This is a genomic window from Aliivibrio fischeri ATCC 7744 = JCM 18803 = DSM 507 (assembly GCF_023983475.1).
Lineage (GTDB): Bacteria > Pseudomonadota > Gammaproteobacteria > Enterobacterales > Vibrionaceae > Aliivibrio > Aliivibrio fischeri.
Genome location: NZ_CP092712.1, coordinates 1,076,272 through 1,097,933, shown reverse-complemented (window position 1 = coordinate 1,097,933; position 21,662 = coordinate 1,076,272). Strand labels below are relative to the sequence as shown.

The 21,662-nt window shown below is 36.4% G+C and carries 14 protein-coding genes and 1 other RNA gene; 10 read left to right on the top strand and 5 right to left on the bottom strand.

The genetic code is table 11. The features are described from left to right. The 5 genes from tssK to AVFI_RS05165 are packed head-to-tail and all read left to right on the top strand — an operon-like array spanning position 1 to position 7,314. Complete coding sequence (tssK, locus tag AVFI_RS05185; protein ID WP_011261628.1) at positions 1 to 1,323, top strand: type VI secretion system baseplate subunit TssK; 1,323 nt, start codon at positions 1 to 3, stop codon at positions 1,321 to 1,323. A 1-nt stretch (position 1,324) separates the two neighbouring features. Then, positions 1,325 to 2,158, top strand: coding sequence for a type IVB secretion system protein IcmH/DotU (icmH, locus tag AVFI_RS05180; RefSeq protein WP_065621132.1), 834 nt, complete (start codon positions 1,325 to 1,327; stop codon positions 2,156 to 2,158). Between the two features lie 10 nt (positions 2,159 to 2,168). Then, positions 2,169 to 5,690 carry a type VI secretion system membrane subunit TssM gene (tssM, locus tag AVFI_RS05175; protein ID WP_155661717.1) on the top strand — a complete coding sequence of 1,174 codons (3,522 nt, stop codon included), beginning with the start codon at positions 2,169 to 2,171 and terminating at the stop codon, positions 5,688 to 5,690. Next, on the top strand, positions 5,687 to 6,358 hold the full coding sequence (locus AVFI_RS05170) for a PP2C family protein-serine/threonine phosphatase (RefSeq protein ID WP_005418697.1): 672 nt from the start codon (positions 5,687 to 5,689) through the stop codon (positions 6,356 to 6,358). Before tssM ends, AVFI_RS05170 begins: the two co-directional genes overlap by 4 nt. Continuing rightward, the gene (locus tag AVFI_RS05165; RefSeq protein ID WP_054775603.1) at positions 6,355 to 7,314 is read left to right on the top strand and encodes a serine/threonine protein kinase; all 960 of its coding nucleotides are present in this window, start codon (positions 6,355 to 6,357) and stop codon (positions 7,312 to 7,314) included. The genes AVFI_RS05170 and AVFI_RS05165 overlap by 4 nt, the downstream gene beginning before the upstream one ends. On the opposite strand, the gene AVFI_RS05160 is transcribed toward AVFI_RS05165, so the two are convergent. Both AVFI_RS05160 and AVFI_RS05155 read right to left on the bottom strand, forming a co-directional pair. Continuing rightward, positions 7,315 to 9,210 (bottom strand): sensor domain-containing diguanylate cyclase, encoded by a 1,896-nt coding sequence (locus tag AVFI_RS05160; protein ID WP_065621126.1) that lies wholly within the window; start codon positions 9,208 to 9,210, stop codon positions 7,315 to 7,317. Positions 9,211 to 9,396: 186 nt separating this feature from the next. Beyond that, positions 9,397 to 10,146, bottom strand: coding sequence for a DUF481 domain-containing protein (locus tag AVFI_RS05155; RefSeq protein ID WP_054775602.1), 750 nt, complete (start codon positions 10,144 to 10,146; stop codon positions 9,397 to 9,399). Between the two features lie 239 nt (positions 10,147 to 10,385). Here AVFI_RS05155 and ffs point away from each other — a divergent pair. Beyond that, positions 10,386 to 10,482, top strand: an RNA gene (gene ffs / locus AVFI_RS05150) — signal recognition particle sRNA small type. 143 nt (positions 10,483 to 10,625) lie between these two features. On the opposite strand, the gene AVFI_RS05145 is transcribed toward ffs, so the two are convergent. After that, positions 10,626 to 12,578, bottom strand: a complete 1,953-nt coding sequence (locus AVFI_RS05145; RefSeq protein ID WP_188863263.1) for a methyl-accepting chemotaxis protein — start codon at positions 12,576 to 12,578, stop codon at positions 10,626 to 10,628. A gap of 528 nt (positions 12,579 to 13,106) precedes the next feature. On the opposite strand from AVFI_RS05145, the gene AVFI_RS05140 reads away from it, so the two are divergent. Beyond that, entirely contained in the window at positions 13,107 to 16,271 is a 3,165-nt protein-coding gene (locus AVFI_RS05140; RefSeq protein ID WP_188863264.1) for a chitinase C-terminal domain-containing protein, read from the top strand. Positions 16,272 to 16,355: 84 nt separating this feature from the next. Here the strand turns inward: AVFI_RS05140 and AVFI_RS05135 are convergent, their stop codons facing one another. Beyond that, positions 16,356 to 18,839 (bottom strand): bifunctional diguanylate cyclase/phosphodiesterase, encoded by a 2,484-nt coding sequence (locus AVFI_RS05135; protein ID WP_188863265.1) that lies wholly within the window; start codon positions 18,837 to 18,839, stop codon positions 16,356 to 16,358. A gap of 297 nt (positions 18,840 to 19,136) precedes the next feature. Between AVFI_RS05135 and AVFI_RS05130 the strand changes: the two genes are divergently transcribed. From AVFI_RS05130 to AVFI_RS05120, 3 genes are all read left to right on the top strand, one after another. Continuing rightward, positions 19,137 to 19,526, top strand: a complete 390-nt coding sequence (locus tag AVFI_RS05130) for a cystatin domain-containing protein (RefSeq protein ID WP_054775601.1) — start codon at positions 19,137 to 19,139, stop codon at positions 19,524 to 19,526. Between the two features lie 27 nt (positions 19,527 to 19,553). Further along, positions 19,554 to 19,916: a DUF333 domain-containing protein gene (locus AVFI_RS05125; RefSeq protein ID WP_017019134.1), complete on the top strand. Its 363-nt coding sequence runs from the start codon at positions 19,554 to 19,556 to the stop codon at positions 19,914 to 19,916. 121 nt (positions 19,917 to 20,037) lie between these two features. Continuing rightward, positions 20,038 to 20,895, top strand: a complete 858-nt coding sequence (locus tag AVFI_RS05120; RefSeq protein ID WP_188863266.1) for a carboxylate/amino acid/amine transporter — start codon at positions 20,038 to 20,040, stop codon at positions 20,893 to 20,895. A gap of 50 nt (positions 20,896 to 20,945) precedes the next feature. On the opposite strand, the gene AVFI_RS05115 is transcribed toward AVFI_RS05120, so the two are convergent. Continuing rightward, complete coding sequence (locus tag AVFI_RS05115; protein ID WP_012533059.1) at positions 20,946 to 21,581, bottom strand: hypothetical protein; 636 nt, start codon at positions 21,579 to 21,581, stop codon at positions 20,946 to 20,948. Positions 21,582 to 21,662: the final 81 nt, after the last annotated feature.

Genomic DNA, 21,662 nt, shown 5'->3' with positions numbered 1-21,662 from the left:
ATGCAAAAAGTTATATGGAAAGAAGGCATGCTATTGCGGCCTCAACATTTCCAACAAAGTGATCGTTACTATCAAAATCAACTGCAAGTACGTACGCAGAAGCAACACAGGTTTAATTGGGGTTTCCATTCTCTGAGTTTTGATAATCATCATTTATCTGTTGGAAAGATCGTGATCAGTCAGGCTAGTGGTATTTTACCCGATGGTTCACTATTTGATATTCAACATCAAACAACCCCTATTGTTTGGGAGTCTGATGCGCCTAAGACAAACTTAAATCTGTATTTAGCGATTTCTTTATCGACTATCAATAGTCCAGAAGCTCGCGATGAAAAAGAAACCGAAATTAACACTCGTTATGTTTCTCACGATTTAACCATTTCAGATAATAATGCCCAAGTACAAAACTTGCAGACTATCAGTTGTGGTGAGTTGGATTTTCATATTATTACCGAAGAAGAGATTGATAATCATTGGGTTAAAATTAAACTGTGTGAAATTAAACAAGTCACTCCAGAAGGTGCGATTCAACTCAACCCTAATTTTGAAGCGAGTTTTATTAATGGTGTTCACTCGTCTCTTGTTCACCGTTCGCTACGAGAAGTCTTAACGCTCGTTACTCATAAAGCCGATATTTTAGCCGAACGTATTACGAAATCAGGGCACGCAACCTCTGAAATTGGTGACTTCTTATTACTTCAATTATTAAATAAGTATGAGCCTCAACTCCACTATCTAAATAAGTGCTCTCAATACCATCCAGAGGAGCTCTTTTTATTACTTTCATCTTTGCAAGGAGAGCTGTCTACTTATGATTCTGGTCATCGTCGACCAGATCTAAAATTATCATACAATCATAAAGAACAAGGCGAGTCATTTGATCAGATCTTATTTCATTTGCGTAAACAACTGAATCAGTCATTAAAACAAAACGCCTTTGAGATACCACTACAAAAACGCAATCACGGTGTACTTATTGCCCCTATTTCTGATGATAGCTTATTGCAAGAAGCCACCTTTATTCTCGCGGCTCGCTCTCACACCGATGCTGAAAGCTTACGAAAACAACTGCCACCACAATTAAAAGTCGGGCCTGTTGAAAAAATTCGCAACCTTGTAAACCTTCAATTACCGGGTATCACTTGTCGCTCACTTTCCGTAGCCCCAAGACAAGTTCCTTTCCATGGTGATTATTGTTATTTCACCCTTGATTTAACCTCAAACGATCGCTCTCAACTAACGCAATCTGGAGGATTTGCCTTCCATATTGCAGGTGATTTCCCTGAGCTTTCTCTTTTCTTTTGGGCAATAAGGAATAGTTAATATGAACAGCAGTAGCATGGATGACCGTACTGTACTTATCACACAAGAGCCAAATCAAGTTAACCCAACATTAACTGAAAGCCCAAGTGCACCCAAATTCAACCAGCTTCAAGAACGAATGGTTTACGCCGCGCGTATTAAACCAGAAGAATACAATTTTGCAGGAAACAACCCACTAATCAGTGCTGCTTCCTCATTACTCTGTATCACGTGTGACTTAAAAAAAGAAAGCTACCAAGATATTGAGTTACTAAAACCGAAATTAGTTGAAGAGTTAAAATCCTTCGAGTTTCAAGCCATTAACTCAGGCGTTGAGAGTAATTATGTTGCCTTATCTCGCTACCTGCTTTGCACTTTCGTTGATGAAATTATCGTAACAACTCCATGGGGTTCAGAAAGTCACTGGGCCTCAAAAAGCATGTTAAGTAGCTTTCATAACGAAACATATGGTGGTGAGAAATTTTTCTTACTATTAGAAAAACTCAGTAGAAACCCTGCTAAGTATTTAGATTTATTAGAGTTAATGTATTTATGTTTGAGCTTAGGTTTTGAAGGCAAATATCGAGTGTTATCAAGAGGTCTGGTCGAATTAGACGCCATTCGTGATTCTCTTTATCGCCAAATTCGCTCTTTACGAGGAGATGAGCAAGCCAGTCTCTCTCCAAACTGGGAACCGAAACAAGTTCAACGCCATAAACTCACAAGACAAAGCTCTTGGGTTGGCATCGTATGTGTTGTGGTTTTCTCATTGTGTGCTATTTACGGTGGTTTCTATTATGTATTGGACCAACAATCAGAGCATGTAATTCAAGCTTTTCAGCAAATTGATTTATAGGATTTTACGGATGAAATCATTTTTTAATTCATTGCTTAACACATTAAAAAAGACATGGTGTTGGAGCTTATTATTAACACTATTTATTGCCTTATTATTGTGTCTATTTGGTAAACATATTGCGATAGCAAATACCCCATTAATTGAAACGACTACTGGAAAAACATTAACGGTTATCATTTGCTTACTACTATGGGGAGCATTCAATCTGACTTTGTGGGGCTTAGCAAAACGAGAAGCACAAAAAGAAGAAAATAGAGAAGCGTATGAAGCCGCACAATCTGAAATGGCTTTTATTCGTGAACACAGCACCATTCTCAAAACAAAACTTGAAGCTGCAATTGCAACAATCAAGCGTGCTGGGTTATATGGAAAACTCAATAATAACGTTAAATATCAACTTCCTTGGTATATGGTTATTGGCCCACAAAATAGTGGTAAAACAACTCTTTTAGAGTGTTCAGGGTTAGATTTCCCTTTAAACCAAACTGATGGGCATTACACAAGAGACATTCAAAATAGCCAACATTGTGAATGGTATTTTGCTAACCATGCCGTTCTTTTAGATGCTGCAGGACGCTTTTTTGATCAACATGAAAATGAGTTAAGTAAACCAATTTGGGGAAATTTTTTAAAAGCTTTACGCAATAAGCGCCGCCGTCGCCCATTAAATGGAGTCATACTAACTATTGATATCACAACATTACAATCTCCAGATGAAAGTGCTATCGAAGTTCAAGCCCGCTATGTTCGTGAACGCTTACAAGAGTTAAGACATGATTTAAGCTCAGATATGCCTATCTATTTCTTATTAACGAAAATGGATAAAGTCGAGGGATTCGAACCCTTTTTCTCTTCTCTATCCAGAGAGGAAATGGACCAAGTGTTTGGCGTCACTTTTAACGAAGGTGAAGGCCAACAAGCCGATAAAATTAAACATGAGTTCGAAAAGCTCATTTTACGTATCGATTCCCAAGTCATGTCGCGCTTACACGATGAGCGTGATGTGATGAAACGTGCAGAGCTATTACAATTCCCACGCCAATTAAGCTTTCTTGCTGAACGCTTAGCGTTATTTTCTGAATTAGCCTTTACTAAAACCCGTTATCACCAAGCCTCTCATTTACGCGGTTTATACCTAACGTCAGTACCCGAGCCAACAAATACCCATACTGAATCAACCACGTCAGGTATTGGGCAAAACCTTGGGATCAGCTCTCGAGTTCTCCCTACTTATAAACATCAACGTGGGTTCTTTATTCGAAAATTACTCGAAGAGGTGATTTTTCCAAACAGTGAGCTCGCTACATTGGATGAAAAATATGAGAAACAAGTAAAACTGAAAAACATGGCGGTCTATGCAGCCTCTTTTGCTATTGTGATTGGGTTTGGTTCATTATGGGCAACCAGCTTTTTAACCAATCATCATAAGCAACAAGAATTACTGTCTCTTTCTAGCGATTATAATCAACAGATTGTCCATTTATCCCCTTTAGCTCCTTCTATTGAATTACTGCCAACGTTAAATACCTTATTAGCAGCAACTCAAGTGTATTCAAAAGAGAGTGAAACGCTCACAGATGAGTTTGCGGGACTCCAACAAGGAGATAAATTACGGAAGGCAGCAGAAACCGCGTATCAAAGAAGTTTACTGAACTTATTACTTCCTAAAGTGACAAGTGAACTCGAATACCAAGTGGCAAACAATCAAGATAATAGAGAGTTTTTAACGCCCTCTTTACGTGCATATTTAATGTTGAATCTACATGAACATCTCGATAAAGCATATCTAGAAGAATGGATGGGATTGCATTGGTCATATTTATACAGTGGTTCAGCAACAGAACAAAAAGAACTTCAAGCGCATTTTTCTAATCTATTAAATATCGAATTTGAACCAGTTCAATTAAACGATAATTTAATCGCTAAATCTCGTAAATTTTTACGTGAAGCAGATACATCAGAATTGGTTTACCAACAACTGAAACAAGATGCAAAAGAGATGGATTTACGTGACATAAAAATCAGTGACCACTTAGGACCAAATCAAAACCTGTTCAATCATACCAATACCATTATTCCTGGTTTATATACGCAAAAAGGATATAAAGCGGTTTTTCTGAGTAAAGGATTAGACCAAGTAAAACAACTGATTGAAGAGAACTGGGTTATCGGTTTATCAAGTGACTTAAGTGCAAATGAGATCCGTGGACTATACGCAGATGTCGAAGACTTATATTTCCATGATTACATTAAATATTGGAAAGAAGCGGTAGATCAACTTCAAATTAAGCCATCTAAAAACATGGATGAAGCCATTCTTCAGATATCGAATATTACTGGTTCGAGTCAACCAATTTTAAAACTTTTAAATCTAATAAAAGAAAACACTACCTTTGTTGATAAGGCTCAAGTTGCTTCAAAAACTGCAGGCCAAGTTAAGAAACTACCTGTAAATACGAAACTGAAGAAAGTCGCCTCTCTTGGCTTACACAGTGTCGAAGAACGATCTCAAAGCGCTCGTAAAGCAGTAAGTAATCAATTTGAACCACTGAACCTGTTACTCACAGATAAAGATCAAGCAACGATTCCATTAGAAGATGCGCTAGTTGTGATCAACGAATTGAGTGGACGTTTATCTATGGTGAAGTTCTCACCTAACCCTGATTCATCAGCCTTTAAGATTGCTCGTGATCGCATGCAAGGAATACCAAATGAGTTAAATGATATACGTGTAATGGCAGAAACACTTCCTCAACCGTTACAGCAATGGTGGAAACAAATATCGAATAACGCATGGGGAATTATTCTGAGTCATTCAAGAAAACACGTACAAATGGTTTACCATGATAAAGTCGTTACTCATTACGATGTCGCTTTATCTGGTCGATACCCATTTAGAAATAGTAGCCATGATGTAAACATTGCTGACTTTGATGAATTCTTTCAAAACGGCGGTATTTTAGATAATTTCTTTGACGCCTATTTATCCTCATTTGTGTATAAACAAAAAGGAAAATTCAAACAAAAATCCTTACATGGACGTTCATTAGGGCTGTCTGATTCATTCTTAGATCAATATAACTACGGGTTAACTATCCAGCGTATGTTTTATGGCTCAAAAGGAAAAGAAGCCAATGTCTCGTTCCGTATTGCGCCATTTGAACTGGATGCAAGTGCCTTACAGTCCACATTTTATTACGGGAAAAACAAATTTGCTTACCGTCATGGTCCAATACAGAAAAAACAATTTACTTGGCCAATAACAAATCAGCGTCAATACGTCAGCTTTGTTTTGCAAGATCTGAGTGGCTCTAAAGTCGTAAACCAACAAAACTCAGGCCCTTGGGCTTTCTTCCGAGTATTAGACAAATTCAGAGTCAATAAATACCGAGGTCAAGATGTCATAAAAGTAGATCTAGAAAATAAAGGAATGAAAGCCAAATACCTTATTTATAGTGATCGAACCCCTAATCCTTTTAATAGAAAAATATTAACGAATTTTTATCTTCCAAAAAGGATTAATGGATGAGCCAACAATTTCAAACGGCCCATTTTTCAGAAGAAGGCAAGGTAAGAGATAAAAACGAAGATGCGATTTTATCTTTTACCGAGCAAGGCATCTGGATAATAGCAGATGGCATGGGTGGATATGAGTATGGTGAAATTGCGAGTGGAATGATTGTTGATGCCTTCCACTCTGAATTACTGTACGGCAGCCTAGAACAAAAAATTGATAAAGCAAAGAGAATGCTTTTAAAAGTTAATCACCATTTAAGTCAAGAAAAGACATTATCCCATAGTGCCGTTATTGGCAGCACGGTCTGTATGTTAATTGCTCATAATGGTCATATCGCTTGTCTATGGGCAGGCGATTCTCGATGCTATTTATTTCGCCATAACAAGTTATATCAAATATCGAAAGATCACACCCGTGAGCAAAATGGGAAAGAAGCACTCACACAAGCCATAGGAATGGGCCACAATTTATCAATTGAACATTGCATTATTCCATTACAGCATAAAGATACTTTTCTTCTGTCCAGTGATGGCGTACATAAGTACTTATCAAATAATATGATTGAAGCGTGCATGGCTCTTCCAAGTGCCCTCAAAGGCTGCTATCACTTAAAAGAACAAGTATTACTAACAGAAGCTAATGATAATTTATCTGCCATTATGATTAAGGCCAACAGATGACTGATATCAATATAGATCACTTTATTTCCGATGACTCCGATGAAATAAATACAAAGTCTACAGTAAAAGAGGCAAGTGCTCTCCCTCTTCCAAAGATCATTAATGAACGTTATAAAATTAAGCGAGTTCTTGGTGTTGGTGGTATGGGGATTGTGTATCAAGTTGATGATTTATTGCTAAAAAGCATAGGGTTGAATAATTACCATATGGCAATAAAAGTGTTAAATAGTGAAGCCTCCCATTTTGCTGATGCCGATTTATTACTGGTAAATGAATATATTCAATCTAGTCATTTACACCATCCAAATATTGTATCAATACAACACTTGGCGTTATGTAATGAGTCGCAGCGTGGTTTTCTTATTATGCCGGTTATTAAAGGTGAATTGCTCTCTCTATTATTGGATTCACCTTTTGAAAACATTCCTATCGATGCGAGATTGAAATACGCATATAGCTTAATTAATTGCATACATCATTGTCATAAACGAGGCGTGATACATGGCGATTTAAAACCAGGAAATATCCTTATTTCTGATAGTAATGAATTATTTTTATTCGATTTTAGTATCAGTCGAAACCTAGACCCAGAGAAAAACAAATTTACGATAAACTTTAACCAAGTCCATGCTTGGAGTGGCGACTATGCAGCTCCAGAAGTGTTGCAAGGCAATGCCCCAACAATAAAAAGTGACTTATATTCATTAGCCATTTTACTCTATAAATTACTATTTAAAGTACATCCTTATCAACAGAATAAAGAGCAATTAGAACCAAGAACAAGAGAAGAGCAAAAACTGCATCATTTACTACTACAAGCAATGGGCCCAGTACCAAGCGAACGACACTTGAACTTTAAAGGGCTACTTAATATATTCAAAGAAATGAAGAACTGCCAAATAGACACCAAAGTGCCTATGATAAAAAAGGTAACTTCCATATTTTCTAAAAAGTAATTACGCGATTTGATCCATTTCACTGGATGGAAAGCAAGATATTTGATTTCTACCAGCCGTTTTTGATTCATATAAAGCAAGATCGGCACGCTTGTAAGTTGCCTCACCAGAATCGCAAATATCAGTAATACCACCACTAACAGTTATCGTTTGCGGACCATCAGCAAGATGAAGAGCAACCCTCAAGCGATTTAAAATCACTTCGGCTTCCTTCAAGCTTGTATTTGGAAGTAAAATAGCAAACTCTTCGCCGCCAATTCTTGCTACAAAATCAATATTTCGACTTTCTGTTTGTAAAATTCTAGCGACATTTTTAATAACTTTATCGCCGACATCGTGTCCGTATTGATCATTAATACGTTTAAAATAATCGATATCAATAATAGCCAAGCAAGACATATTTACTTCAGGCATCAAACGCTGTTTATTTGTTAATTTTGAAAACTCAGCTTCAAACTTTCTTCGGTTCCAACATTGAGTCAGCATGTCTTTCTCGCTCAACTCTCTTAAGCAGTTTTCTAATGCTTTTCGAGCAGTAATATCAACAAAAGAGGCGATAAAATACTGAACCTTACCATTTTTACCCATAATTGCTTGAATTCGTAAGATTTCAGTAATTAACGTACCGTCTTTTCTTTTATTAACAACTTCACCTTCCCAGCACTGATTTTTTTGAATTGTTTGCCACATTTCAGCATAAAACGCATCACTATGAACACCAGATTGAAAAATTGAAGGACATTGTCCCATCACTTCTGATTCTTCCCAGCCACTAACCCGAGTAAACTCTTCATTTACCTTGATGATACGGTTGTTCTTATCAGTGATCACAATCGAAGACATACCATTCAAAGCGGCTAGTGCTAATTGGCTCTCAAGGCTGGTTGTTCGATGTTTTACAATATATCGAGAAATAATAACGGATAAGATAATAAGTAAAATAATGGCCATTATTGTTTCATAAATAATAAATGCTAATTTATGATCTGTACCCGCAGAGTCTATTTTAATATTGCTTGTTAATAATAAATAAAGCTCACTGCCTTCAAATCCATTTCCTAATGCTATTTTATCAAATGCAAAAAAATGTTTCTTATCTTTGAAACTATGGATGTTACGATCTTTCATCGCTTTCCATAAGTTAGGATTTTCAATCAATAAATTAAAACTATCTCTTTCTTCTATAAGGTTACCTAACATCTTTTCTTTATTCTTAGATGCTAAATAATAACCATCAAGACCAACAAATTCTAAGTTATAATGGTTATCAATAGAATAATCAATTTCTTCAATTATTTCATACACATCTAAATTAAAAACCAAATACCCTTTACGGTCATCAGCAACTTCTACAGGAGTAAAAATGCGTAATGTAGGTTGAAGAGGTATAACTACTTTTCCATTTTCTGTTTCAAGATCAATACCAAAACTACCAACCTCTTCTGCCTTTAATGTTTGTGCATATAAAAAATAGTTACGTTGAGACTTATCTTGTAATTGGTAAATAGGAGTAACTTTTATTTCACCATTAATATCATCAACCCGAGATTGCTCCAGACCATCAGAATCAATAAAACGCACTTGTGATATATATGAATAATTGGTTGCAGTTAATGACCAAAGAGATTCAAGTAATGCTCTATTTTTTAAAGATGGTGATTGGATAAACTGCAATAATGCACGGCTATCAGCCAATAAACGTAGCGAAGTTGATAACTCAGAAGAGATTTCATTGATGGCATTTTGACTATAATTCAGTTGATGCTTAGCCTCTGTCTCTCTTGAAGATTGGATGGCATTCAGTTCTGTTTGATATAGTGTCCAAAAATAAAAAATCGGAGTAGCTCCGATTAATATAAATGTAACAATAAAATATTTTATTTGCTTGAGATTCATGTAACCTAATAAATAACTAATTTTTTCATGATTATTTTATCAAATATATAAAATAAATTAGTGATCACACTCTAATAATTCAGGTGAATAGCTTAATTAATGGCGCCGTCATATTGACGCCAATTATGTATCTATGCTAATTAATTAAACCTATAACCATTCAGCCTAAATATAATTAACAATTATCTAGAAAGCATAATTTAGACTGATTGTACTGTATATTTCATCGTGTTCTTTACCAGTAGCCACAACACTATTGTATATATACTCAGCATCAATCAACAAAGACAAGCTCTCCATTAATTTATTTTTTAAATAAACATGAGTCGTTGTTGTTGTATTTGATTCACCATAATCCATACGAACACCACCACCAAGCTCTAAACCATCAGTGATTTTGCTGTCCCCTTCAATGAACAAGTTTGCGATTACTTCATCTTCCGAATTGTTTGGTAAATCTTCATCAAAAGCTTGTCGTTTAGAATAACGATAACCCGGACCGGCCCCTACATCTAATTTTGAGTTTGAGGAATCCACCAACGTTGCACCAAAACCACCGACTAACAAGGCTTGCTCACGGTATGTAGCAAACTGATCGTGCTCATATTTAGCATTTCCAAATACAAAGAAAGTATCTGTCATGTCATATTTAACATCATAAACTGTTTTATTTTTGTTCGTACCATCATCACTCTCATTACCTTTTGTATAGTAAGTCGAGAACGCAACTTTATGATGCCAAAGTGCTTCTTCATATTTTAGAGTTAATCCAGAATTAACCGACATCGAAGTTTCATCTGTTTTGGTATAGATGAATCCGACCTTTGCATCTCCACTAAACTCCCCATTATCAGCAGGCGGTTCTGCTGCTAGAGATGAAAAACTCAACAAGCTTAATGATGAGATAAATAATGCAATTGCGGTTAACTGTGACATGAATTTCCTCTATACAGTAATTAAAGTGCTGTAATTATAACCAAGAGAATTTACTTTATAGGCTAAAGCACTGTTAGATCTCAAAATCGAGACTGTGCCTTTTTTTCAATGATTCCCAAACATACTCTAAGCGTTTAATTATTAATCACTTAGTTTGTTTTTGCTTATTTGTGCTTGCAATCTCAACGTGCATGTTGAATAATCCAATTCGTTCTTAGGAACAACAGAATCTATGGAGGCCCTGGTCCTCCCGCAACACTAACTCGTGAACTCGGTCAGGCCTGGAAGGGAGCAGCCGCAGCGGGCGACGTGTGTGCCGGGATGTGGCTGGGGCTTCCACCCATCTAGCGTTTGTAAATTTCAATGTTTCACTTCTCTATTACTTCCTTTAGCTTTACTTTCACTTTTTATTCTTAATAAAAAAATGGGCAAGAAATAATTATTCCTCACCCACTTAATTTCATGATGTTTTAAGCACTTTAATCGACTCTAAAAGTAGCCAATTGTTGCTGTTGTTTTTCAGCTAGCTCTGATAGGTGTGTACTTGTCACTGTTGCTTCTTCAATACCCGCTACATTTTGGTTAGTAATGTCTCGAATTGTCGTAATATTCTCGCTAATTTCAACCATAGTACGTGATTGTTCGGAAACCGCTGTCGCTACTTCAGCATTCGATTGTGATAATTCATCCATCGCTTCATTCATCGACGATAATTGATCTCGTGACTGTAATACTGACGCTGCAGTTTCATCAATCATAGATAAACAACGTTGCATATTTTGCTGCGCATCTGTCGATTTACTTTGCAATTGTTCAATAATTCGTTGAATGGTTTCCGTTGAGTCTTGAGTCCTTGTTGCTAGTACTCGAACTTCATCTGCAACCACAGCAAAACCACGTCCCATTTCACCAGCTCGAGCAGCTTCAATCGCAGCATTAAGTGCAAGCAAGTTAGTTTGCTCAGAAATATTCTGAATCACCGCAATAACATTACCAATTTGCTCACATTCTTTGTTTAGATGCTCAACAACTAAAGACGTATCATTTAATTGCTCTTGCAAAGCACTGGCGCGATCACCATTCTCACGTGAAGAACGCATTTCTAAGCGACATAGCTCTTGTACACCACTCATTCTTGTTTCCGCCGCCTTCGCAGATGCTTCAACTTGATTTGCAGATGCCGATAATTCAGTAATTGCCGCAGCAATCATGCTCACTTGATCATTTTGAACACTGCTGTTTTCTGCACTTAATTCCATAACTGAACGCAATTGTAATGATGCAGATGCCAATTCTTGACCATGCGAGTTAAGATCTTTAATTGTTCCTCTTAGCGTATTAATCGTTATATCGGTATTCTCACCAAGCTGAGAAACTTCATTCACACCTTTTAAACTGGTATGAAATACTAAATTACGCTCAGCCAAACCACGGATAACACTTTGTACTGAATTTAATTGAGTAATAATGATACGGGTTAAAATCGTCACTAAAATAGATGCTAACACTGCACCAATTAATAACCCAACAATATTAACAACAATACTATTTTCTGCATTTTCTATTGTATTATTGAAGTTGTTTTCTAAGTATTTTTTGCTGTTTGCAACTGAATTATCAATTAATTGCCTAGCTTCTGCTCTAATTTCAGCACGCTTAGCCTGATATCCAACCCAACGCGCAGTTATGCTTTCTAATGTTCTTAATTCTTTACGCCATACATCAAGAAATTCGCTTTGTAATTTCTTTAACGCTGGTCCCTTATACATTGGTTCAATCAATTCTTCCATTTGGTCTAGCAATGCGTGAAGCTCATCACCATCTTCTTGAAGACGTAAATAGAACACCCCCGAAGATTTATACCCAATTCCTTCAGATATCACCGATAACTTATCACGAATAATCGGCCATTCGTCTACATTTGAAGGATGATGATTCACGTCTAAATTCTCAAGATAAGGAGCTAACCACGGTAACACATTTAAAAATATATTATGCCCATCTACTTTTTCATCAATCATCTTTTTTGAAATAGAATGAAACTCATCAAAAGATTGTGAAATTCTTTCTAAATCATTCAGGTCCTGACGACTTAACTCCCCCATATTTCTTAAACGAGTAATCACTTTGTCTTTATCTTCTAAGATCTTAGGGTAAGCTTCGTTATATTCCTTTTGTCCTCTCTCAGGATCGAACATTTCACTACGAATTGCAGCAGTTCTTAATCTCGAAAACAAGTTATCAAGTTCAATATAGTCTTCAGAAATAGTATTACTCACCATTGAAGACATAATATTATTTTCTGTGCGGATAAGGTTTGTATGCAAAAATGTAGCACTACAAAAGAATATTATGAAGGTACCAATAAATGGAACCATTAGCTGATAACGTAGCTGTAAAGAATTACGATAATATTGAAGGAGTAAACCCATTTATATGCCTTATAAAAGTAACTTCATTCATAAATTCAACCATGACTAATGAATGCTAATAACTAAAACGCTTCCTTTAACTAATTAACGTTATCGCGCTTTTTCAAGTGTTATACCGTGGGTTAAAAAGCAAAAAAATAGGCTAATTAAATAAAGTTGGAATTAATTTAAATAATGAAAATTATCTAAATTATTATAGCTAAAGCGTATATCTTAAATCAGATTAAACATAAAAATACGGCAAAAACCATTTAGATTCAAAAAGTTAAAACTGCACATAAAATTTAATAAATAAATGAAAAATAATAGTTATTACTCATAATAAGCCATGTTAACCAGATAGGTGCATAGTAAATGAGTAACCTTGATACAAAAACAAATGTAACCTTGTTAACTTACATTAGTTTTATTGCGAGTCGCTTTGTAATTTATAAATCATTCTTAGCAGAATTTTTTTTATATCCTAATCTTATTTCACACCAATTAAAAAGTGATTGGTGATTTTTGAATTACCTTTAAGGATATGAAATGGAACATTCAAATTTAAGAAAAAAACATAATTATAAATTTGCTCTATCTACCCTAACCCTTTCTTGTTTAATGGCATTTAATGCTCAAGCGGCTGTAGATTGCTCGCCACTTGAAGCTTGGGATGCAGGGAAAGTGTACAATGGTGGAGAAGAAGTAAAACAAGGTTCTAATGCCTATAAGGCCAAATATTGGACTCAAAATAATGACCCCGCAACTGCTGGTGAATGGGGTGCATGGCAAGATCTCGGTGTATGTTCAGGAGAAGTACCAAATGAAGCGCCAACGGTAGATCTAACATCTCCTAGTGCAACGGAACAACTCACTACAGGTGACCTTGTCACGTTAACAGCATCAGCGGCTGATAGCGATGGCAATATAGTTCGCGTCGACTTCTCTGTTGATGGTGTCGTAATTAGCTCAGTAACAGCCTCTCCATACTCTACTACATGGACAGCTCTTGAAGGCAACCATACAATCAGTGCGCAATCTTATGATGATAAAGGAAGCCAAAGCACAGTAAGCTCTGTTGCAATTAATGTGACAAATACTCCTACTGACAATATCGCACCAACAGCGACGTTAAGCTTATCTGCAACAAATGTTGAACTTGGTTCTGTCGTTACACTAACAGCAGATGCCGTAGACTCAGATGGCACAATAGATAAAGTTGATTTTTATATCGATAACACTCTTGTTGGCACAGCTGCAACAGCACCTTATACCCTTCAGTACACTACAACGGCTGTAGGTTCTCTTTCTGTCTATGCTAAAGCGACAGACAATTTAGGCGCAACGGCAAATTCAGCTTCCGCTAATTTAACGGTTACAAGTTCATTGCCAGTTGCAGATAACTGTCGTCCTGATGGTTTATACCAAACAGAAGGCGTAACAGTGCCTTACTGTACTATCTATGATAAAGAAGGCCGTGAGAAAATGGGGGCTGACCACCCTCGTCGTGTGATCGGTTACTTTACAAGTTGGCGTGATGGCGGTGACGAACAAAATAGTTACTTGGTAAAAGATATCCCTTGGGAGCAACTAACCCATATTAACTACGCTTTCGTAAGCATTGGTTCAGATGGAAAAGTCAATGTAGGTGATGTTACCGACCCAAATAATGCAGCGACAGGTAAAGAGTGGGCAGGCGTTGAAATTGATCCTGCACTTGGATTTAAAGGCCACTTTGGTGCACTAGCAACAGCTAAAGCAAAACACGGCGTTAAAACATTAATATCGATTGGTGGCTGGGCTGAAACTGGTGGTCACTTCGGTGCTGATGGTAATCGTGTTGCAGATGGTGGTTTTTATACCATGACAACCAATGCAGATGGCAGCATCAACCACGCAGCTATCGAAAAATTTGCAGCATCAGCAGTTGAAATGATGCGTAAGTACAAATTTGATGGTTTAGACATCGATTATGAATATCCTACCTCAATGGCTGGTGCAGGTAATCCTGATGATAAAGAATTCATGGAACCTCGTCGCCAATACCTGTGGGCATCATATCAAGTTCTGATGAAAACATTACGTGAAAAACTGGATGTTGCATCTTCACAAGATGATATTCATTACATGCTAACGATCGCAGCACCATCATCTGGCTACTTATTACGTGGTATGGAAACGTTTGATGTTACGCAATACCTTGATTACGTAAATATCATGTCATACGACTTACATGGTGCATGGAACGACCATGTTGGTCACAATGCTGCACTATATGATACTGGTAAAGATTCTGAATTAGCTCAATGGAATGTTTATGGTACTGAAGCTTACGGTGGTATTGGTTACCTAAATACCGATTGGGCTTACCATTATTTCCGCGGTTCAATGCCTGCAGGTCGAATCAATATTGGTGTTCCTTATTATACTCGTGGCTGGCAAGGCGTAACTGGCGGTGAAAATGGCTTATGGGGTCGAGCTCCACTTCCAGATCAAGCTCAATGTGAACCAGGTACTGGTGAAGGTGAGAAAAACAATTGTGGTTACGGTGCACTAGGTATCGATAACATGTGGCATGATAAGAACTCATATGGCCAAGAAATGGGCGCAGGTTCTAACCCTATGTGGCATGCTAAAAACTTACAAGAAGGTATCTTTGGCTCTTACGCGAATATCTATGGTTTAGATCCAGCAAATGACCCTGCGGATCAATTAGTGGGCACTTATACTCGCCACTATGACAGCGTTGCTGTCGCACCATGGTTATGGAATGCAGAGAAAAAAGTCTTCTTATCAACAGAAGATAAAGATTCTATCAACGTAAAAGCGGACTACGTTATCGACCAAGAGATTGGTGGCATCATGTTCTGGGAACTGGCTGGGGATTACAGCTGTTACGTACTGGATGCAAATGGTAATCGTACTTCTGTAGATGCAACTGAAGCGGCTTGTCAAACAGGTAATGGTGAATACCACATGGGTAACACCATGACGAAAGCGATTTATGAGAAATTTAAATCAGCAACACCATATGGCAATACCGTAGCTACAGGAGCTATTCCAACAGAAACGGTTGATATTGCTGTAAACGTAGGCGGTTTTAAAGTGGGTGATCAAAACTACCCAATTAATCCAAAAGTGACGTTCACAAACAACACAGGTCAAGATATTCCTGGAGGAACTGAGTTCCAGTTCGATATTCCAGTATCAGCTCCTGATAATGCGAAAGATCAATCTGGTGGTGGTTTACAAGTCATCGCTTCTGGTCATACTCGTCCAAACAATATTGGTGGTTTAGATGGAACAATGCACCGTGTTGCTTTCACTCTTCCAGCATGGAAAGCACTACCAGCAGGCGGCGTGTATGAACTGGATATGGTTTACTATCTACCAATTTCTGGTCCAGCAAACTATACAGTCAATATTAACAACGTTGATTATGCCTTCAAGTTTGAGCAACCAGATTTACCTCTAGCGGATTTAAGCTCTGGTGGTAACAATGGTGGTGGTAATGGCGGCACACCTGATGCGGGCTGTGATGCTACAGGACTTGTTACTTATCCAGATCTTCCACAAAAAGATTGGGCAGGTAACCCTAGCCACGCAAATACTGGAGATCAAGTAGTTCACAATAACATTATTTACCAAGCAAATTGGTGGACAGCAGCAGAACCAGGAAGTGACGGCAGTTGGACTAAAGTGTGTAACTTATAATAAATGATTAATTACACTTAATAAAAAAGAGCAGCGATGTATTATCACTGCTCTTTCTTTTTTAATATTCTAAACAAAAACCTTTTATGCGTACTTTGCTTTTAATTCACTAATGGAAAGTGGTTTATCTAAGTAATACCCTTGAACCAAATCACATTGATATTCTTTTAATTTCTCTAATTGCTCTTTAGTCTCAACACCTTCAGCCACTACCGTCATTTGGCATGAAGCTCCGATAGCAATAATCGCTTTGATCAAAGATTCACTTTGATCATTGGTGAATAAACTGCTTACAAAAGAGCGATCAATCTTAATTTCTGTAATCGGTAAAATATTAAGATAGCTTAACGATGAATAACCGGTACCAAAATCATCTAATGAAATACCAAATCCGAGTTTCTGTAGTTCCAATAAAATGGGCGATACACTTTTTAAATCACTGATTAGAATATTTTCTGTTATTTCGAAGGTGATCCGTGACACATCAATACCTGTTCTCGAAACAATCTTCATTATACGAGATACAAATCCCTTTCTAATTAATTGCTTAGGTGAAATATTAATTGAAAGCATAATGGCATTCGTACCATTAGGCATCACTTCTTGAATATCTTCACACGCTTGCTGTAAAACAAAATCGCCAAGCTGATCTATCATCCCTATTTCTTCTGCTACAGCAATAAATTGAACGGGAGAAACAGAACCTAATTTGTTATTGCACCATCGAGAAAGCACCTCTACACCATAAATCTCACCAGTTTTGGTATCAATTTGAGGTTGATATACTAAAGTGATCTCACGTTTATCTAATGCACTTTTTAGCTCCTCTTCTAAACTAAATTCATAGCTCACTTGTTCATCAATGCTTTTATCAAAGAAAAGTGATGCGCCTTTATGAACATCTTTTGATTTATAAAGCACAATATCAGCTTTAGAAATAAGCTCAGAAGAACAAGTCGCATCCTTAGGGTACATTGCTACCCCAATACTACATCCAGTTGTAATTTCTTTACCGTTTATAGAGAAAACATCTTCAAAAACGGATTGAATCTTCTCAACCCATAATTCAGCATCTTGTTGAGACGTTAAATTAGAAAAACAAAAAACAAATTCATCTCCACCAAAGCGTGCGACCATTTCGTCTTTTTCAATAAAATGACTGAATCTAGAGCTAATTAACGTTAATAATCTATCGCCAACATCATGCCCATAATGATCATTCACTTTTTTAAAATCATCTAAATCAACAAACATTAAAGCTATCATCTTTCCTGATTGCTGAGCTTTAACAATTTCTTCTTCAATTCTTGACTCTAGCATGACCCTATTTGGTAATTGCGTTAATCCATCATGTAGAGCCATGTATTGCATTTTATTTTTTGTTTTCTCTAACACTTCAAAATCATTACAAATTCGATCTTGAAATTTATTAAAGCGCATCGCAACATATTTACTAACACTCAATGATAATAAGGTAAGAATCAACGCCAAGGTTAATGTTAGTAATAGTATTTTCTTCAACTCTTCTTGATTTTGCTGAATTAATATTCTTTCTTTTTTCTCTAAAAGACGCTTATTTGTATCAGTATAAACTCCACCACTAATCACCCAATCCCATTTATCGTATTTTTTTATATAGCTTAGCTGAGAATCAGAACCATTATTAAATGCATCAAGTCGATTTAAATACTTAGAGAAGCGGCTGTTATTATCATCAAATTTTGAATTTAACGTATTCATAAATTCATAAGGATTAATATCCGTTTTATTATAAATATTAGTATTTATTAAACTTTTATCTTGATGAGATAAGATGTTGCCTGAATGATCAAAAACAAATATATAACCGTCATCGCCATATCGAACCTCAGATATCCATGCAAGTAATATTTGTTGTATATCTTCTTCAACATCAACAACATATTCTCCTGTACCAATATATATATCTAATGGTTCAAAGTATTTTGCATAGCCTATTTTTTCAAAAGCTTCATCTTTGTTATCTGGTTTTGGGTACCACCACTGACTGAAACCTTCTCCTTTTTCTCTCATCATTTTCACATGATCTTCTACGACTCTTTTGCCGTGAATATCCGTAAAATTAATCAGATTCTTCCCTTCATATTCAGGAAAAATAGGATGCATTAAATTTGTACCATTCATGTCATAGATAAAAAAGTAACCTCGACCATCGTTAAAACGAGTTTGACGCAGAGCATCTGCTATTAACTTTATTATTTCAGGTTTGGTTTTTTCTTCATTTTGTTGATATATAAAACGAATAACACCGTAGGCATCGTCTATACGATGTTGAATTGATTTTTTTAGCGTTTGTTCTGCCAAATTATCTTCATAAATAATTTGTTCATAAATACTATCAACTTGTTGCTTTACACGACCTTTTTCTTGCGTAAGTGCATCCGAATATAATGATTCTATTAATGAGCCAACTTTGGTTTGATTCTCATGAATTACAATCGCGTTTAAAACCAAAGTAAAGATACCAATTAAAGCAATCGGCATTAACGAAATAAAAGTCAACAGCCTTTTATCAGACTTATGCAACATAAATAACCATTTACAATTTAGAAACAACCGACCAATGCTAATAATGTTTATTACAAAATAATAGAACCTTCCTTATATCTTTAACCAGAAACACAAAAAGATGTGAAGTCTGCCATAAAATAATCACTCATTCATTGAGGCGATAAATAATGAATAAATGCTTTAGACGTCTAACTTGAGATAAAAAACTGCATTGAAAATGAGATTAATGATTAAAAAAATACGATTAGTTTGGAATTCTGCCTCTTAAGGATTAGATTAAACTTAAGAAAAATTCTTACCATACATGGAGTCACCATGAATAAATCAGTAATAATTGCAATAACCTCAGCATTATTTATCGCAGGGTGTTCAACTCAATCAGAAAAAACACCAGCGGTTTCATCAGATAATATCAATCCAATTTGTAATGTAGATAATAATATGGCAGGTGGATGGACAACATCTACCGTAACACCGGAAGCAAAAGAAGCGGTTGAGTACGTTTTAAGCATGATGAATACATCAGCTAAACTTAAACAAATAGTAGATGTAAAAACTCAGGTAGTGAATGGCATTAATTACGCGATTGATTTTGAGCTTGATGACGGTCAAGTCTGGAATACTCGTGTATATCGCAGCCTTAAAGGTCAATATCAAATGACTCAACCTGCTCAGCAAGGCAGCATGACTCAAGATTGCCAATAACACCACCACAATCTAAAGGACACTCTAATGCTTAAAAAAACAGTAATTACGATTTCAATGCTATTAGCACTAGCTGCATGCAGTTCATCTGAAACTCCAGAACCAACAAAAGCAGATGCAACCAACCCTGCTGCAACATTTTGTGCTGAGCGTGGCACCTATGATTTAGAAACAGGTAATTGTACATTAGGTAACGGCGATGTCGTTAACGCTTGGGAATACTACCGTAACCACAAACAATCAATGACTAAACCTGTTGGAAAGCCTAATCCTGCTGCTGCATATTGTGTTGAACAAGAAGGCACATATAACTTAGATGACAGCACATGTGTATTAAAGACGGGTGAAATGGTTAACGCTTGGGATTTCTTCCGTAGCAGCCAGAAATAACACGAATCATATCTAAAAATAATAAAGGCTGACTCTTCAGCCTTTTTTTATTTGTCTTTTTCCTTTACTGATAGTAAATCTCATTTAGAATGCGTACATTGTTTTTATTACGAGATGAGATATGTCATATTTACTTTCAATTACTCTACTATGGGCTTTTTCATTTAGCCTTATCGGCGTATATTTAGCTGGCCAAGTTGATGCTTGGTTTTCTGTGCTAATGCGTATTGGTTTAGCTACCTTAGTTTTTCTTCCTTTCCTACGCCCAAAAAATATCTCATTGAATACAGCGCTTAAATTAATGGCTATTGGTGCTATTCAATTAGGGGGAATGTATGTCTTCTACTACCAATCCTTCTTATACCTTACCGTTCCTGAAGTTTTGCTTTTTACTGTGATGACCCCTATTTATATCACTTTATTAAATGATGCATTTGAAGGTAAATTTCATTCGCATTTTATGATCAGTGCCGTAATCGCAACACTAGGAGCGATTGCCATTCGATATAATGGGATTGATGCAGGTTTTTTATTAGGGTTTGGACTCGTTCAAGGGGCAAACCTTTGTTTTGCGACAGGACAAGTTTGCTATAAACGTTTAATGAAAGATCAAGAAATTGAACAAAAAACAGTTTTTGGTTTCTTCTTTATAGGCGCATTTATTGTTGCCAGTACTTGTTATTTATTATTCGGAAATAGCGAAAAGCTGCCAACAACATCCGTTCAGTGGGGAGTATTAATTTATCTTGGCGTGATAGCATCAGGCATGGGGTATTTTATGTGGAATAAAGGTGCAACACTGGTGAATGTTGGTGTGTTAGCCGTAATGAATAATCTACTTATTCCTGCGGGTATCTTAGTAAATCTATTAATATGGAATCGAGATGCGGATATTCTAAGGTTGAGCATTGGCGGTGCTTTAATTTTATTGGCGCTTCTTGTGAATCAGAAATTAGAAAAAAGACATCATCAATCTTAACCAAAATAAAAAAGAGCAGTATTTACATAACAAATACTGCTCTACTCTTATTAAGAGTCGTGTTTCACTCTCGTCACACCAAATGATGCAACAACACAAGTAAAGTAGAACCAAGATACCGCACCAGCAAACTTACAGCCCTCTTCAAAGATCTGAGTTGTTTCATAACCAAAAGGTAAATAACCTTGAATCACATCAGTACCAATTGAACCTGCTAGTAACCCGCCAGCCAGTAAAAATGAGAAGCCATCAATTTCAATAATATCTTTATAGTGTAACGCTAAAATGGCAAGAGCCACGACAGCATAAAAGAAATAACAAATATATTGATTTACGTATCGATCATGAATTAAGAAAAAATCATCAACAGCTAAAATTGATGCCAACGTTCCCATTAGAAAAAGTAAGCGTTGCTTCTTACCACTATGAACAAAAATCGCACTGAAAAAAGCAATTGAAATTGAACCTACCCAAAACCACACGCCAATGTTTGAAAGAAATCCACGGAAACTATGCACTTCTGTTTGTTGTGCCAAATCTCTCAACACTTCCATTGGAGTAAAGCCTAATGCCTTATTAAGGCCAAACAATGATAATGCATAAAATACAATAGCAGGAATTAAAGCCAGTAAACAATAAGATAGCATTCGTTTAGGATTAAAAATCTGACGCAAAATAGTGTTCAAAACACACCTCTTTAGTTATTTCTTGTAATAAATGTTGCGCAATAATCTATCTTTTGAGAAACAAGATCAAGATCACATTTG